A 15,232-nucleotide genomic window follows, 5' to 3' on the forward strand; every position below is an offset into this window, starting at 1 on the left:
CGCTGCCTGCACACTGGGGCCCATGAACGAATGGCCCGAGGGATGGTCGGACGGCAACCGCGGCAACGGATACGGACGCGGTAGTGCAGGCGCGCAGCCTGAGGGCGCCCGCGTGATGCGCCAGGTACGGCGCGGAGAGCCGTCGGCTCCGCCGTACGGCGCCCCGCAGCAGGGCGGCGGCGGTTACGCCGGGGTCCCGCAGCAGCCGTCGTACAACAGCGGGTACGACGACGGTGGCGGGTACGACGGCTACGACAGCGGGTACAACACGGGCCAGGTCTACGGCGGCGGTCCCGGGGGCGGTGGGGGCGGCGGTGCGTACGAGCCCGTCCCGCGTCGCGCACCGAACTGGCGCAAGCGGATCAAGTGGACGGCGATCGTCGTCCTCAGTGTGCTGATCGTCACGTCCGTCGCGACCTACTTCTGGGCCGACTCCAAGCTGCACCGGGACGTCGACCTCTCGAAGGTCATCGACCGTCCCGCGGCGGGCAAGGGCACCAACTACCTGATCGTCGGCTCCGACAGCCGCCAGGGCCTGTCCGACGCGCAGAAGAAGGAACTGCACACGGGTTCGGCCGAGGGCAAGCGCACGGACTCGATGATGATCCTGCACGTCGGCGACAACGGCGACACGCTGATCTCGCTGCCCCGTGACTCGGACGTGGAGATCCCGTCGTACCAGGGGTCGACGTCCGGCAAGGTCTACAAGGGCACCGGCCGCCACACGAAGCTGAACGCGGCCTACGCCGAGGACGGCCCGACGCTGCTGGTGCGCACGGTCGAGTACAACACCGGCCTGCACATCGACCACTACGTGGAGATCGGCTTCGCCGGCTTCGCGAACATCGTGGACGCGGTCGGCGGCGTCACGATCGACATCGACAAGGGCTTCAAGGACAAGTACTCGGGCGCGGACTTCAAGGCCGGCAAGCAGACCCTGAACGGCGAGGAGGCCCTGGCCTTCGTCCGTACCCGGCACGCCTTCGCCACGTCCGACCTCCAGCGCACCAAGAACCAGCAGAAGTTCCTGGCCGCCCTGGCCCACCAGGTGGCCACCCCGGGGACGATCCTCAACCCCTTCAAGCTCTACCCCACCCTCGGCGCGGGCCTCGACTCCCTCACCGTCGACAAGGACATGAGCCTGTGGGACCTCGGCTCGATGTTCTTCGCGATGAAGGACGTCAACGGCGGCAACGGCATCTCGATGAACATGCCGATCTCCGGCTCCACGGGCGGCAACCTCGTCTGGGACAAGGCCAAGGTCAAGACCCTGGTGGACGAGCTGAAGAACGACGAGAAGGTCACCGTCAGCGGCAACTAGGCCGTACCGGCGGTCAACCCGGCCGCATCCCGGTCGAGGGCACCCGGTGGGTGCCCTCGCCGGCGTGTGGGGGGGCCGGGCGTCACATGGGCATCGTCGCCATCGAACGGCACATCTCGGCGCAGCGGCGACACGCCTCCGCGCAGCGCTTCATCTGCGGGTCGTCGGGCATGGACATACACGCCTCGGCGCAGATGTCACAGGCTTTGGCGCACATCGCGCACATCTCGGGCGACAGCGGCGAGCGCCGCATCATCATGTCGGCGGACATGCGGGTCGCCTCGGAGCAGTCCATGAGCGCGCGCATGATGCGCATGTGGGCCTGGCCGCCCTCCATCGACATGCAGGAGCTCAGGGTCTCCTCGCACATCGTGTGCGTGGCCATGCACATGTTCACGCACTCCTGCATCTGCTTGGACATGGCCGTCATGGGTCCGGTCTGGGTCATGGCTCCTCCAGGTGGGGGGCGGGGTCCGGGGCGGTCCCCGTCTGGTTCCCGTCCTAAGCCCGACCGTCCGGTAGTGCCATTCGGGACACGGACGGAAAAGGCGCCCCGAGGGGCGCCTTCTCGCCGGACACCGGTGCGGTCACGGCAGGTTGCGGGCCATGACGATCCGCTGGACCTGGTTCGTGCCTTCGTAGATCTGGGTGATCTTCGCGTCGCGCATCATGCGCTCGACCGGGTAGTCGCGGGTGTAGCCGTAGCCGCCGAGGAGCTGGACGGCGTCCGTGGTGACCTCCATGGCGACGTCGGAGGCGAAGCACTTCGCCGCCGCGCCCTGGAAGGTGAGGTCGGCGTCGCCACGCTCGGAGGCGGCCGCGGCCTGGTAGGTGAGGGCGCGGGCGGCGGCGATCTTCATGGCCATGTCGGCGAGCATGAACTGGATGCCCTGGAAGTCGGCGATCGGCTTGCCGAACTGCTTGCGCTCCTGGACATAGCCCTTGGCGTAGTCGAGGGCGCCCTGGGCGACGCCGAGGGCCTGGGCGGCGATGGTGATCCGGGTGTGGTCCAGGGTCTTCATCGCGGTGGCGAAGCCGGTGCCCTCCGCGCCGATCATGCGGTCGGCGGGGATGCGGACGTTGTCGAAGTAGACCTCGCGGGTCGGCGAGCCCTTGATGCCGAGCTTCTTCTCCGGGGCGCCGAAGGAGACGCCCTCGTCGGACTTCTCGACGACGAAGGCCGAGATTCCCTTCGAGCGCTTCTCGGGGTCGGTGACCGCCATCACCGTGTAGTAGTCGGAGACGCCCGCGTTGGTGATCCAGCGCTTCACACCGTTGAGGACGTAGTGGTCGCCGTCGCGGACCGCCTTCGTCCTCATGCCGGCCGCGTCGGAACCGGCCTCCGGCTCGGAGAGGCAGTACGAGAACATCGCGTCGCCCTTGGCCAGCGGCGTGAGGTACCTCTTCTTCAGGTCCTCGGAGCCGGAGAGGATCACCGGGAGCGAGCCCAGCTTGTTCACGGCCGGGATGAGGGAGGAGGAGACGCAGGCACGGGCGACCTCCTCGATCACGATGACCGTGGCGAGCGCGTCGGCGCCGGCCCCGCCGTACTCCTCGGGGACGTGCACGGCGTGCAGGTCGTTGGCGACCAGGGCGTCGAGCGCCTCCTGCGGGAAGCGGGCCTCCTCGTCGACCGCGGCGGCGTACGGGGCGATCTTCGCCTCGACCAGCGCGCGGACGACGTCCCGGAGCATGTCGTGCTCCTCGGACGGGCGGTACAGGTCGAAGTCAGCCGATCCGGCCAAGGTCTCTCACTCCAGACGCAGTGATGCTGACGCTAATTACTGTTAAGTAACTCAAAGTTTAGAACGCTGCCCACCCAACGGTGACGTGAGGTACGCGACAGCGGGAAAGTTGCCCGCGAGGGGGCCCGGTTATGCTCGGCCCCGCAGCAGCACCAACGTCCCCGAGCTGGAGCATTCCATGAGCCTCAAGATCACTGTGATCGGCACCGGCTATCTCGGCGCCACGCATGCCGCGGCCATGGCGGAGCTCGGCTTCGAGGTGCTCGGGCTCGACGTCGTACCCGAGAAGATCGCGATGCTGGAGCGCGGCGAGACCCCGATGTACGAGCCGGGTCTCGACGAGCTGCTGCGCCGGCACGTGGCGGGTTTCGAGGGCTCCTCCGGGCGGCTGCGCTTCACCACCGACTGGGCCGAGGTGGGCGCCTTCGGTGACGTCCACTTCGTCTGTGTGAACACCCCGCAGAAGCACGGCGAGTACGCCTGCGACATGTCGTACGTCGACTCCGCGATCGCGTCGCTGGCCCCGCATCTGACCGGGCCCGCCCTCGTCGTCGGCAAGTCCACGGTGCCGGTCGGCTCGGCGGAACGGCTGGCCGCGTACCTCGCCGAGAACGCGCCGGCCGGGGCCGATGCCGAACTGGCCTGGAACCCGGAGTTCCTGCGCGAGGGCTTCGCCGTCCAGGACACCCTGCACCCGGACCGGATCGTGGTCGGCGTGCGCGGCGAACGCGCCGAGAAGCTGCTGCGCGAGGTGTACGCGACGCCGGTCGGCGAGGGTACGCCGTTCGTGGTGACCGACTTCCCGACGGCCGAGCTGGTGAAGACCTCGGCGAACTCCTTCCTGGCCACGAAGATCTCCTTCATCAACGCGATGGCGGAGGTCTGCGAGGCCGCGGGCGGCGATGTCGCCAAGCTCGCCGAGGCGATCGGGCACGACGACCGGATCGGGAAGAAGTTCCTGCGCGCCGGGATCGGGTTCGGCGGCGGCTGCCTGCCGAAGGACATCCGCGCCTTCATGGCCCGTGCGGGCGAGCTGGGCGCCGACCAGGCGCTGACCTTCCTGCGCGAGATCGACTCCATCAACATGCGGCGCCGGGGACAGATGGTCGAGATGGCCCGCGAGGCGCTCGGCGGCGGGTCCTTCCTCGGGAAGCGGGTCGCGGTGCTCGGCGCGACGTTCAAGCCGGACTCGGACGACGTCCGGGACTCGCCGGCGCTGAACGTCGCCGGGCAGATCCATCTGCAGGGCGGCCAGGTGACGGTGTACGACCCGAAGGGGATGGCGAACGCGCGGCGGCTGTTCCCGACATTGGGCTACGCCGGTAGCGCCGAGGAGTGTGTGCGGGGGGCCGATGTGGTGCTGCACCTCACCGAGTGGCGGGAGTTCAGGGAGCTGGATCCGGCGGAACTGGGAGAGGCGGCCTCGGAGAAGGTGATCCTCGACGGGCGGAACGCGCTGGATCCGGAGGTTTGGCGGCGGGCGGGGTGGACGTATCGCGCCATGGGGCGTCCGACCGCCTGAGTCTGCGGGTGGGTGGGGGCTGGTCGCGCAGTTCCTCCCCCGGCCTTCGGCCGGGGGTACCCCCAGCGCCCCTGACGGGGCGCTTCAGCGCAGGGCGTCGATACCTGAACGACACCGGTTCGGCCGAGGCTCAGTCGGCCGAACCGGTGTCTTGTTGCATTCTGCACCACCCGGCTCATCCATACCCGGTGAACCGGCTGTGCCTTACCGGTCCTTGGCCCGGTACCGGCGCATCTTCTCGCGCGCCCCGCACACCTGCATCGAGCACCAGCGGCCGCGGCCGGCCGGGCTGCGGTCGTAGTACGCCCAGTGGCAGGTGTCGGCCTCGCAGGCCTTGAGGCGGGTCCAGGTGCCCTCGATCGCGGCGGTGGCGACGGCCGCCGCGACGCGGGAGAGCAGCGGGGCCGGGTCGGCGGGGGCGAGGGTCGCCGAGCCGTCGGCGGGGTCGACGGCGACGTGCAGGGGGGCCTGCGCGAGCAGTTCGCCCAGGGGGGTGACCTCGCGGTGCGGGGGGTACCCGGCGTGGGCGAGAAGAGCGGCGCGCAGGGACTCGCGCAGAGCGCGGGCCGGGGAGAGGCCGGCCTCCGTGATGCCGAGACGTGCCCTGCCGTCCGCGGTGTCGAGCGCGTCGGCGCCCGACTCGAGGTCCAGGGTGTTCACCAGGGCCTCGACCAGGGCCAGGCCGCCCGGCGCGGGCGATCTCTCACTCATCTCTGCACGTTACCTCCAGGAATCCGGTTGCGACGTTACCCCCGGTGCGGGAGCATGCGGTAACCGAAGTTACTGGTTGAACGGCTTTAGAGGTAACTCCTACTTCGAGGAGGAAGTCATGGCTCTCGCCAAGCTCGGTGTCGTCGTCCTGGACTGCCCCGACCCGTCCGCGCTCGCCGGTTTCTACGCCGGGGTGCTGGGCGGCAGTGTCGAGGGGGACGGGGACTGGGTGGACCTGGCGGTGCCCGGCGGACAGGCGCTGGCGTTCCAGAAGGCACCCGGATTCGTGGCGCCGCAGTGGCCCGCGCCCGACGACTCGCAGCAGTTCCACCTGGACCTGGTGGTGGACGACCTGGACACGGCCGAGAAGGGGGTGCTGGAGCTGGGCGCGAAGCCGCTGGACGCGGCCGACCGGGAGCGCAGCTTCCGGGTGTACGCCGACCCGGCCGGGCACCCGTTCTGTCTCTGCGCCTGCTGAGAGAAGAGAGAGAAGGAGCGCTCATGGCGTCCGTCGCCCGCTTGCGCAACGTGGTGATCGACTGTCCCGACCCGCACGCGCTGGCCGCCTTCTACGCGGCCGTCGCCGGCGGTTCCCTGGTGGTCGAGGAGGAGGACTGGGTCGTGCTGAGGCTGGAGGACGGGCTGCGGCTGTGTTTCCAGCTGGCGGAGGGGTACACCCCGCCCGAGTGGCCCCGGGCCGACCGCGACTCCCAGCAGTTCCATCTCGACTTCGACGCGGGGCCGACCTGGGAGGACGTCGACGTGGCGGAGAAGAAGGTGCTGGCCCTCGGGGCCCGGCTGCTGCGGCGGGAGGAGGACCCGGTCGCGGAGGACTTCCGGGTGTACGCCGATCCGGCCGGCCATCCGTTCTGCCTGTGCCGGATCCCCTGACCGAGCGGGGTCTCAGCTCTCCTGGTCCGCCGGGCGGGGCGGGGTCGGTTCCCTGCGGCGCTGGGTCGCGCGGGCGGTGAAGTCGGCGCTGCGCAGCGCCCGCTGGATGTTTCCCCAGGTCAGCAGCGACAGCTCGGTCTCCGACCAGCCTCGCCGGAGCAGCTCGGCGATCAGGTGGGGGTAGCGGGAGGTGTCGTCGAGGTCGCGGGGGTGGGCGGTGCCGGAGTCGTAGGTACCGGACAGGGCGACGCACTCGGGGCCCGCGACCGAGCGGACGTGGTCGAGATGGTCGGCGACGTCCGGGACGGTCGGCCCGGTCTGTTCGGCGGTCAGCGGCACCATGCACACGCCCTTGTGCTCCCCCAGCTGCCCGAGCAGCTCGTCGGAGAGGTTGGCGGGATGCGGGCGCAGGGCCGCGGCGGCGGAGCGGGTGCACAGGACCGGGGTCTTGGAGAGCGCCAGCGCCCGGGCGAGGGTGGCCTCCGGGGCGCCGGACAGATCGGCGAGCACCCCGAGCCGGTTCATCTCCCGGACCACCTCCTCGCCGAACCGGGTCAGCCCCTCCTCGCCCGCCCAGGCGGCACCGGCCAGGGAGAGCACCCGCAGGCCCAGGGACTGCAGGACCCGCAGGATGCCGAGGGAGTCGCCGAGGGCGGCGGCGGAGGCCGGGCCGAGGACGACGGCGACCCGGCCGCAGTTGCGGGCGTCGATGACCTGCCCGGCGGTGCGCACCAGCCGCAGCCCCTCCGGGTGCATCTCGACCACCCGGCGCACCAGGTCCAGCTGCTCCAGGGTGGCCCCCACGGCCCGGTCGCCCCACTCCCGCGCCGGCAGGTCCAGCGACCAGAACAACGCGCCCACGTGTCCCTCGCGCAGCCGGGGCACGTCCGTGGCCACGGCTGTCTCGCCCAGTTCCAGGTCGTACCAGGGCAGCGCCCCGAGCGCCCGGGGCAGCCCGCTGTAGCCGTCCGCGACCGGGTGCGCCTCGAGCAGCGCGTGGGCCCGCTCCAGGTACGCGGCGTCGGGTTCCAGCAGGACGGAGGTCTCCCCGGCTCGGGCGAAGCCGAGAACCGGGAGGGAGTCGTCCGGGAGGCTGTCCTCCCTGCCGACCTCGGTCGTGGTGTGGATGTCGTGCTGGAGGTCGGCCATGAAGGGCTCCGTACGTCGTCGTGAGCTACGTCGTGAAGGGGCTGTAGCTCACCGTCGCACGCCCGCCCGGGAGGGTTCCTGGTGGACGGGGCGTTCGGGGGTACGCCCCGAACGCCCACGTTCTCCGCGCGGCGCTCGAGGTCCGCGCTGTTCCGTCAGCCGTCCAGCTCGGAGATGGTGGCGTGGGACGGCCCCCGCGTCTCCTGGAGGCCGCGGGCCACGTCCTCCGCCGCGCCCAGCACACGGACCGCGTTCTGCCAGGTCAGCTTCGCCAGATCGGCCCTGGACCAGCCACGGTCCAGCAGCTCGGCGATCAGGTTGGGGTAGCCGGAGACGTCGTTCAGGCCGTCGGGGGTGAAGGCGGTGCCGTCGTAGTCGCCGCCGATGCCGAGGTGGTCGATGCCGGCGACCTCGCGCATGTGGTCGAGATGGTCGGCGACCGTGGCGGTGGTGGCGACCGGGCGCGGGTTGGTCTCCTCGAAGGCCCGGTGGACCTTCATCGCCTCCTCGGTGGTGTCGAGGTGGTGGAAACCGTGGGCGCGCATGTTGTCGTCGGCCGCCGCCGTCCAGTCGACCGCCGCCTGGAGCACGAACTTCGGTACGAACGTCACCATCGCCATGCCGCCGTTGCCGGGGAGGCGTTCGAGGACGTCGTCCGGGATGTTGCGGGGGTGGTCGCAGACGGCCCGGGAGGAGGAGTGCGAGAAGATCACCGGGGCGGCGGTGGTGTCGAGGGCGGCGCGCATGGTGGTGGCCGCCACGTGGGAGAGGTCGACCAGCATGCCCAGGCGGTTCATCTCCCGCACGACCTCGCGGCCGAAGGCCGACAGGCCGCCGACGTTCGGCTTGTCGGTCGCCGAGTCCGCCCAGTCGTTGTTGTCGTTGTGGGTGAGCGTCATGTAGCGCACGCCCAGCTCGTACAGACCGCGCAGGGTGCCCAGCGAGTTGTCGATGGAGTGGCCGCCCTCCGCGCCCATCAGGGAGGCGATACGGCCCTCGGCGCGCGCCGCCTCCATGTCGGCGGCGGTCAGCGCGGCCCGCAGGTCGGCCGGGTAACGGGCGATCAACTGCCGTACGCAGTCGATCTGTTCGAGGGTCGCCGGGACCGCGCCCGGCAGGTCCGAGCGGACGTACACCGACCAGTACTGCGCGCCGACCCCGCCGTCCCGCAGCCGCGGGATGTCGGTGTGCAGGTGCGTGTTCTGGTGGGTGGCGATGTCACGGGCGTCGAGGTCGTAGCGGACCTGCTCGCGCAGTGCGTACGGCAGGTCGTTGTGGCCGTCGACGACCGGGAACTCGCGCAGCAGGGACCGGGCTTCATCGAGGGACGTCATTGCCTGTTACTTCCCGGAGTCCTACTTGCCGAAGCCGAAGCCGCTCGGCCCCTCGACCTTGGCACGCAGCCGCTTGCCCTTCTCGGTGGCCTGGTCGTTGAGGTCCTGCTGGAAGTCGCGCATCTTCTGCAGCAGGTCCTCGTCGTGGGCGGCGAGGATGCGGGCGGCCAGCAGACCCGCGTTGCGGGCACCGGCGACCGAGACCGTGGCGACCGGGACCCCGGCCGGCATCTGCACGATGGACAGGAGGCTGTCCATGCCGTCGAGGTACTTCAGCGGGACGGGCACGCCGATGACCGGGAGGGGGGTGACGGAGGCGAGCATGCCCGGGAGGTGGGCCGCTCCCCCGGCACCCGCGATGATCACCTTCAGGCCGCGCTCGGCGGCGTGCTCGCCGTACGTCACCATCTCGCGCGGCATGCGGTGCGCGGAGACGACGTCCACCTCGTACTCGATCTCGAACTCGTCGAGGGCCTTGGCGGCGGCCTCCATGACGGGCCAGTCGGAGTCCGAACCCATGACGATGCCAACAAGGGGGCTCATTCGGTGATCGTGCCTCTCAGGTAGCCGGCAGCGTGACGTGCGCGCTCGAGAACGTCGTCCAGGTCGTCGCCGTAGGTGTTGACGTGGCCGACCTTGCGGCCGGGCTTCACGTCCTTGCCGTACATGTGGATCTTCAGTTTGGGGTCGCGGGCCATGCAGTGCAGGTACGCGGAGTACATGTCCGGGTAGTCGCCGCCCAGGACGTTGACCATGACCGTCCACTTCGCGCGCGGGCGCGGGTCGCCGAGGGGCAGGTCGAGGACGGCGCGGACGTGGTTGGCGAACTGCGAGGTGATCGCGCCGTCCTGGCTCCAGTGGCCGCTGTTGTGCGGGCGCATCGCCAGTTCGTTGACGAGGATGCGGCCGTCGCGGGTCTGGAACAGCTCGACGGCCAGGTGGCCGACCACGCCCAGCTCCTTGGCGATCCGCAGGGCCATCTCCTCGGCCTGCAGGGCGAGCGTCTCGTCCAGGTCGGGTGCGGGCGCGATCACGGTGTCGCAGACGCCGTTGACCTGCTGGGACTCGACGACCGGGTAGGCGACGGCCTGGCCGTGCGGGGAGCGTACGACGTTGGCGGCGAGCTCGCGGACGTAGTCGACCTTCTCCTCGGCGAGGACGGGCACCCCGGCCCGGAAGGGGTCGGTGGCCTCCTCCGCGGTCTCGACGACCCACACGCCCTTGCCGTCGTAGCCGCCGCGCACGGTCTTCAGGACGACGGGGAAGCCGTCGCCCTCGGCCGCGAACCGGACCACGTCCTCCTGGTCGGCCACGATCCGGTGGCGCGGGCACGGGATGCCGATCGCGTCGAGCTTCGCCCGCATCACGCCCTTGTCCTGGGCGTGCACCAGCGCGTCGGGACCGGGGCGCACGGGGATGCCGTCCGCCTCCAGGGCCCGCAGGTGCTCGGTCGGCACGTGCTCGTGATCGAAGGTGATCACGTCGCAGCCGCGCGCGAACGCGCGCAGCGTCTCCAGGTCGCGGTAGTCGCCGACGACGACATCGCTCACCACCTGGGCCGCGGAATCCTGGGGAGTGTCACTGAGGAGCTTGAACCTGATGCCCAACGGGATGCCCGCCTCGTGCGTCATACGCGCGAGCTGACCCCCGCCGACCATGCCGACTACCGGGAACGTCACGCCCCTAGGGTATCGGCCGCGCCGGGGTGGCCGGTCTGCGCGGCCGCGACCAGGGCTCTTACCCGCCGCTTCGGCGCCTCTTGCCCTGCTTTTCCCGCGCTTTTCCGGTGCTCTTCCCAAGCCTTTCCCGACCTGTGTCGCCATCCACAGGCATCGGAGATACTGGGTCGTTAGAGTGGCTGGGTCGCAATACCTACGGACGGGAGCCCGCACAACCATGGAACGTGGTTCCTCGGGGCTGCAACGGCTCGCACGCGAGGTCGCCAAATTCGGCGCGGTCGGCGGGGCCGGCATTCTCGTCAATCTCGGCGTCTTCAACCTGGTCCGGCACGTCACCGACCTGCCCGTGGTGCGGGCGAGCGTCATAGCGACGGTCGTCGCCATCGTCTTCAACTACCTCGGCTTCCGCTACTGGACGTACCGGGACCGCGAGAAGAGCGGCCGCACCAAGGAACTCACCCTGTTCCTGCTGTTCAGCGCGGTCGGCCTGGTGATCGAGAACGGTCTGCTGTACCTGGCCACCTACGGCTTCGGCTGGGACAGCCCGCTGCAGAGCAACGTCTTCAAGTTCGTCGGCATCGGCGTGGCGACGCTGTTCCGGTTCTGGTCGTACCGCACGTGGGTGTTCAAGGCGCTGCCGGCCCGTGAGGCGGTCGCGGACGCGGAGGCCATCCTGGAGCAGGCCGCCGACGCCGAGAACCCCGCGCAGCGGGTCCGATAGCACACCCCGGCAGGTCCTAGCGGACCATCGGCAGGTCGTCGTCCGGCTTGTGCGGCGGCGGGGTGCGGGACAGGAACAGGCCGAACACCGGCGGCTGGGCCTGGAGCAGCTCGAGACGGCCCCCGTCGGCCTCCGCGAGGTCACGCGCGACGGCCAGCCCGATCCCGGTGGAGTTCCGGCCGCTGATGGTCCGCTCGAAGATGCGGTTGCCCAGGTCGGCGGGGACGCCGGCGCCCTCGTCGGTCACCTCGACCACCGCCTGGTTGCCGGTGACACGGGTGCGCAGGGCGACCGTGCCGCCCCCGTGCATCAGCGAGTTCTCGATCAGCGCGGCCAGCACCTGCGCCACCGCGCCCGGCGTGCCGACCGCGCGCAGGTGCCGTTTGCCGGAGCTGACGATCGCCCGGCCCACGCTGCGGTAGGCGGGGCGCCACTCGGCGAGCTGCTGCTGGATGACCTCGTCCAGGTCGAAGGAGACGGCGGAGCCGGTACGCGGATCCCGGGAGTTCGTCAGCAGCCGCTCCACGACGTCCGTCAACCGCTCCACCTGCGTGAGCGCCACGTTCGCCTCCTCCTTCACGATGTCCGGGTCGTCGGTGAGGGTGATCTCCTCGAGCCGCATGGACAGCGCGGTCAGGGGTGTGCGCAGCTGGTGGGAGGCGTCGGCGGCGAGGCGCCGCTCGGCGGTGAGCATCCGCCCGATCCGCTCGGCGGAGGAGTCCAGTACGTCGGCGACCCGGTCCAGCTCGGGGACGCCGTACCGCTTGTGCCGGGGGCGCGGGTCACCGGACCCCAGCCGCTCGGCGGTCTCCGCGAGGTCGGTGAGCGGGGAGGCCAGCCGGTTGGCCTGCCGGATGGCGAGCAGCACGGCGGCGATCACGGCGAGCAGCGCGACGGCCCCGATGATCAGCAGCGTACGGCCGACCTCCCGGGTCACGGTCGAGCGCGGCTCCTGGACGGTGACCGTCTCGCCTTCCTCACCGTCGGCCGTGTAGTGGATGACGTCGCCCTCGGGCTTCACACCCAGCTCGATCGGAGGCTTGCCCGGGATCCGGATGACGGCGTACTGCTCCTTGCCGACCTGACTGCGCAGTATGTCGGCGGTGATGTCCTCGTCTTCGAGAATCCGGCTGTCGACGATGCTGGCGAGACGCAGCGCCTCGGAGTCGACGCGTTCCTGGGCGCTGTTGCTGATGGTCCGACTCTCGACGATCACCAAGGAGACGCCGAACACGGCGATGACGACGAGCACGACGGCGAGGGTGGACTGGATCAGACGACGACGCACAGCACTCTCCGGGAAACGGCGACTTCAGCGCCCCTTCAGGGGCGCGGGGCGCTGACATATGCGGCTCCGCCGCGTGGGCGCGACCGGCCCACCACGACGGCCGGTCGCGCACATCTCACCAGCCACCCACGGCGCAACGCGCGTAGCCGGCCTAGCTCTTCTCGAAACGGAACCCGACACCACGCACGGTAGCGATGTACCGAGGGTTCGCCGCATCGTCGCCGAGCTTCTTGCGCAGCCACGAGATGTGCATGTCGAGCGTCTTGGTCGACGACCACCACGTCGTGTCCCAGACCTCCCGCATCAGCTGGTCCCGCGTGACGACCCGCCCCGCGTCCCGCACCAGCACCCGCAGCAGGTCGAACTCCTTCGCCGTGAGCTGGAGTTCCTCGTCGCCCATCCACGCCCGGTGCGACTCGACGTCGATCCGCACACCGTGCGTGGCCGGCGGCTGCGCCGGCTCCGCGGCACCGCGCCGCAGCAGCGCCCGCACCCGGGCGAGCAGTTCGGCGAGACGGAACGGCTTGGTGACGTAGTCGTCGGCACCCGCGTCGAGGCCGACGACGGTGTCCACCTCGTCGGCCCGCGCGGTCAGGATGAGGATCGGCACGGCGTGGCCCTCGGCACGCAGTCGGCGCGCCACCTCGAGGCCGTCCATGCCGGGCAGCCCGAGGTCCAGCACGACCAGGTCGACGCCGCCCTGCATTCCGGCGTCGAGCGCGGTGGGTCCGTCCTCGCGCACCTCGACCTCGTAACCTTCCCGACGCAGTGCGCGGGCCAGCGGCTCCGAGATGGACGCGTCGTCCTCGGCGAGCAGTACACGGGTCATGGGGTGATGGTAGTCCGATTACGCGCAGTACTGGAGTGTGATCGGCGCCAGGGATTCTTACCTTGGGGCACAGTGGTACGAACCTATGGGCGCGAGGTGCGATCGTAGGAGGGACCTTCGAAACCGGGTGCGAGGTTCCGTCGACACCTGTGATCCGTGTCTCAAGTCCTTCCATATCCGGCAGTGTCCTGACGTACAGTGACGTGAACGCCTGTAGTACACCCGGGGACCTTTGGTGGGCATGTCGCGCTGAAGGTCTCTTTTGTGTGCGGGCTGGTCTGCCAGCCTTGAAAAGGAATGACCTCTGGCCGGGCTCCGGACGCGACGCAGCGTCACGGGGCGTGGATCCCGGTGGTCGCCGTCCACCGCCCCGCGACCCGGGGCGGAATCCCTGTCGGGCGTGGGGTGGACGGGCGGACCCTGCCGGTGCCGGCCGCTCCCCCCCACGGGCGCGCAAAGCCCCACCGCGCGCTCCGACCAGCAAGGAACGACCATGGCGTCCAGCCTGACGAAGGACTCGGTCCGACCGGGCACCCCCGGTTCCGAGAAGACCTTCTTCGGCCACCCCCGCGGACTGGCCACCCTCTTCATGACCGAGATGTGGGAGCGATTCTCCTACTACGGCATGAAGGCCCTGCTCCCGCTGTACCTGGTCGCTCCCGGCGGCCTGCACATGAGCGCGGCCACGGCGACGGCGATCTACTCCGTGTACCTGTCGCTCGTGTACCTGCTCGCCCTGCCGGGCGGCTGGTTCGCCGACCGCCTCCTCGGCCCCCGCAAGACGGTCGCCGTCGCGGGCACGATCATCATGCTCGGCCACCTGACGCTGGCGCTGCCCAGCTCCGGCACGTTCTTCGCGGGTCTCGGCCTGGTCGCCATAGGTTCCGGTCTGCTCAAGGCCAACATCTCCACGATGGTCGGTCACCTGTATGACGGTCCGGACGACCCGCGCCGTGACGGTGGCTTCACGCTCTTCTACATCGGCATCAACCTGGGCGCGTTCGCCGCGCCGCTGGTCATCGGCACGGTCGGTGAGAACTACAACTGGCACCTGGGCTTCGCGCTGGCCGCGGTCGGCATGGCGCTGGGTCTCGTCCAGTTCCTGCTCGGCACCCGCCACCTGAGCTCGCGCTCGGACATCGTCCCGACGCCGCTGTCCGCCGCGGAGAAGAAGTCGACGATGACGAAGGCCGCCTTCTGGGCCGCCGTCGCCGCGGTCTTCTACGTCGTCGTGGGTGTCTCCGGCGTCTACACGCTGAACTGGCTGCTGGTCCCGATCACGATCGCCGGTCTGCTGATCCCGGTCGTCGTCATCGCCCGCATCAAGCGGGACAAGGACCTGGACCGCGCCGAGCAGTCCAAGATGAGCGCCTACATCTGGTTCTTCGTGGCCGCCGCCGTCTTCTGGATGATCTACGACCAGGGCGGCTCGACCGTCTCCCTGTTCGCCGACGCGTCCGCCAAGAACACGATCTTCGGCTGGAACTTCCCGGTCTCCTGGTACCAGTCCGTCAACCCGGTCATGATCATGGCGTTCGCGCCCGTCTTCGCCTGGGCGTGGCTGGCGATGGCGCGGCGCGGCAAGGAGCCGAGCACGGCCGTGAAGTTCGCCGGTGGCCTGGTGCTGATCGGTGCGTCGTTCTTCCTGTTCCTCGCGCCGCTGTCGATCGCGGACGGCGGTCACAAGGCCGCGGCGATGTGGCTGGTCGGGATCTACTTCGTGCAGACCGTGGGTGAGCTGATGCTGTCCCCGGTGGGTCTGTCCGTGACGACCAAGATGGCTCCGGCGAAGTACGCGTCCCAGATGATGGGTGTGTGGTTCCTGGCGGTCACCGCGGGTGACGCGACGACCGGTCTGCTGTCCATCGCGGGTGTCGACCTGAACAAGACGGGGATCGTGGCGTTCCAGGCGGCGCTGGCGGTGCTCGCCGGTGCGGCTGTGTGGATGTACCGGAAGAAGGTTCGGGAGCTCATGGGGGACGTTCACTGACGTCTTCGACAGAGGGCCACCGCATTCTTTTGAATGAGGTGGCCCTCGTGCT

15 protein-coding genes are annotated in these 15,232 nt (G+C 70.0%); 6 read left to right on the forward strand and 9 right to left on the reverse strand.

The annotated features are described in order from the left end of the window. Window positions 1–22 precede the first annotated feature (22 nt). Window positions 23–1,321, forward strand: coding sequence for an LCP family protein (locus ACFY0P_RS35170; protein WP_388922544.1), 1,299 nt, complete (start codon window positions 23–25; stop codon window positions 1,319–1,321). An 82-nt stretch (window positions 1,322–1,403) separates the two neighbouring features. Here ACFY0P_RS35170 and ACFY0P_RS35175 read toward each other — a convergent pair whose 3' ends face one another. Together ACFY0P_RS35175 and ACFY0P_RS35180 are read right to left on the reverse strand one after the other, a co-directional pair. Continuing rightward, the gene (locus ACFY0P_RS35175; protein ID WP_388922547.1) at window positions 1,404–1,769 is read right to left on the reverse strand and encodes a four-helix bundle copper-binding protein; all 366 of its coding nucleotides are present in this window, start codon (window positions 1,767–1,769) and stop codon (window positions 1,404–1,406) included. A 139-nt stretch (window positions 1,770–1,908) separates the two neighbouring features. Next, on the reverse strand, window positions 1,909–3,066 hold the full coding sequence (locus ACFY0P_RS35180) for an acyl-CoA dehydrogenase (protein ID WP_388922550.1): 1,158 nt from the start codon (window positions 3,064–3,066) through the stop codon (window positions 1,909–1,911). Window positions 3,067–3,244: 178 nt separating this feature from the next. Here ACFY0P_RS35180 and ACFY0P_RS35185 point away from each other — a divergent pair, with 178 nt between their 5' ends. Then, the gene (locus ACFY0P_RS35185; RefSeq protein WP_388922552.1) at window positions 3,245–4,588 is read left to right on the forward strand and encodes a UDP-glucose dehydrogenase family protein; all 1,344 of its coding nucleotides are present in this window, start codon (window positions 3,245–3,247) and stop codon (window positions 4,586–4,588) included. A 204-nt stretch (window positions 4,589–4,792) separates the two neighbouring features. On the opposite strand, the gene ACFY0P_RS35190 is transcribed toward ACFY0P_RS35185, so the two are convergent. After that, window positions 4,793–5,299 carry a CGNR zinc finger domain-containing protein gene (locus ACFY0P_RS35190; protein ID WP_388922555.1) on the reverse strand — a complete coding sequence of 169 codons (507 nt, stop codon included), beginning with the start codon at window positions 5,297–5,299 and terminating at the stop codon, window positions 4,793–4,795. A gap of 118 nt (window positions 5,300–5,417) precedes the next feature. Between ACFY0P_RS35190 and ACFY0P_RS35195 the strand changes: the two genes are divergently transcribed. Then, a complete protein-coding gene (locus ACFY0P_RS35195) occupies window positions 5,418–5,777 on the forward strand; it encodes a VOC family protein (protein ID WP_388922557.1) in 360 nt (119 codons plus the stop codon). Window positions 5,778–5,800: 23 nt separating this feature from the next. Continuing rightward, window positions 5,801–6,190 carry a VOC family protein gene (locus ACFY0P_RS35200; protein WP_388922560.1) on the forward strand — a complete coding sequence of 130 codons (390 nt, stop codon included), beginning with the start codon at window positions 5,801–5,803 and terminating at the stop codon, window positions 6,188–6,190. A gap of 12 nt (window positions 6,191–6,202) precedes the next feature. Here ACFY0P_RS35200 and ACFY0P_RS35205 read toward each other — a convergent pair whose 3' ends face one another. The 4 genes from ACFY0P_RS35205 to ACFY0P_RS35220 all read right to left on the reverse strand — a co-directional run bounded on the left by ACFY0P_RS35205 (window position 6,203) and on the right by ACFY0P_RS35220 (window position 10,352). Continuing rightward, on the reverse strand, window positions 6,203–7,339 hold the full coding sequence (locus ACFY0P_RS35205) for a dipeptidase (RefSeq protein ID WP_388922563.1): 1,137 nt from the start codon (window positions 7,337–7,339) through the stop codon (window positions 6,203–6,205). 155 nt (window positions 7,340–7,494) lie between these two features. Then, window positions 7,495–8,673 (reverse strand): dipeptidase, encoded by a 1,179-nt coding sequence (locus ACFY0P_RS35210; RefSeq protein ID WP_388922566.1) that lies wholly within the window; start codon window positions 8,671–8,673, stop codon window positions 7,495–7,497. A gap of 21 nt (window positions 8,674–8,694) precedes the next feature. After that, window positions 8,695–9,216, reverse strand: a complete 522-nt coding sequence (gene purE, locus ACFY0P_RS35215) for a 5-(carboxyamino)imidazole ribonucleotide mutase (RefSeq protein ID WP_388922569.1) — start codon at window positions 9,214–9,216, stop codon at window positions 8,695–8,697. Further along, on the reverse strand, window positions 9,213–10,352 hold the full coding sequence (locus ACFY0P_RS35220; RefSeq protein ID WP_388922572.1) for a 5-(carboxyamino)imidazole ribonucleotide synthase: 1,140 nt from the start codon (window positions 10,350–10,352) through the stop codon (window positions 9,213–9,215). Before ACFY0P_RS35220 ends, purE begins: the two co-directional genes overlap by 4 nt. A 217-nt stretch (window positions 10,353–10,569) precedes the next feature. Here ACFY0P_RS35220 and ACFY0P_RS35225 point away from each other — a divergent pair, with 217 nt between their 5' ends. Continuing rightward, window positions 10,570–11,073, forward strand: a complete 504-nt coding sequence (locus ACFY0P_RS35225; protein WP_388922575.1) for a GtrA family protein — start codon at window positions 10,570–10,572, stop codon at window positions 11,071–11,073. Between the two features lie 16 nt (window positions 11,074–11,089). On the opposite strand, the gene ACFY0P_RS35230 is transcribed toward ACFY0P_RS35225, so the two are convergent. Next, window positions 11,090–12,361: an ATP-binding protein gene (locus ACFY0P_RS35230; protein ID WP_388922578.1), complete on the reverse strand. Its 1,272-nt coding sequence runs from the start codon at window positions 12,359–12,361 to the stop codon at window positions 11,090–11,092. 151 nt (window positions 12,362–12,512) lie between these two features. Continuing rightward, window positions 12,513–13,190, reverse strand: coding sequence for a response regulator transcription factor (locus tag ACFY0P_RS35235; protein WP_016436346.1), 678 nt, complete (start codon window positions 13,188–13,190; stop codon window positions 12,513–12,515). Between the two features lie 493 nt (window positions 13,191–13,683). On the opposite strand from ACFY0P_RS35235, the gene ACFY0P_RS35240 reads away from it, so the two are divergent. Further along, window positions 13,684–15,180 carry an oligopeptide:H+ symporter gene (locus tag ACFY0P_RS35240; protein ID WP_388922581.1) on the forward strand — a complete coding sequence of 499 codons (1,497 nt, stop codon included), beginning with the start codon at window positions 13,684–13,686 and terminating at the stop codon, window positions 15,178–15,180. Window positions 15,181–15,232 lie beyond the last annotated feature (52 nt).

This window comes from Streptomyces sp. NPDC001714, from assembly GCF_042892755.1.
GTDB lineage: Bacteria > Actinomycetota > Actinomycetes > Streptomycetales > Streptomycetaceae > Streptomyces.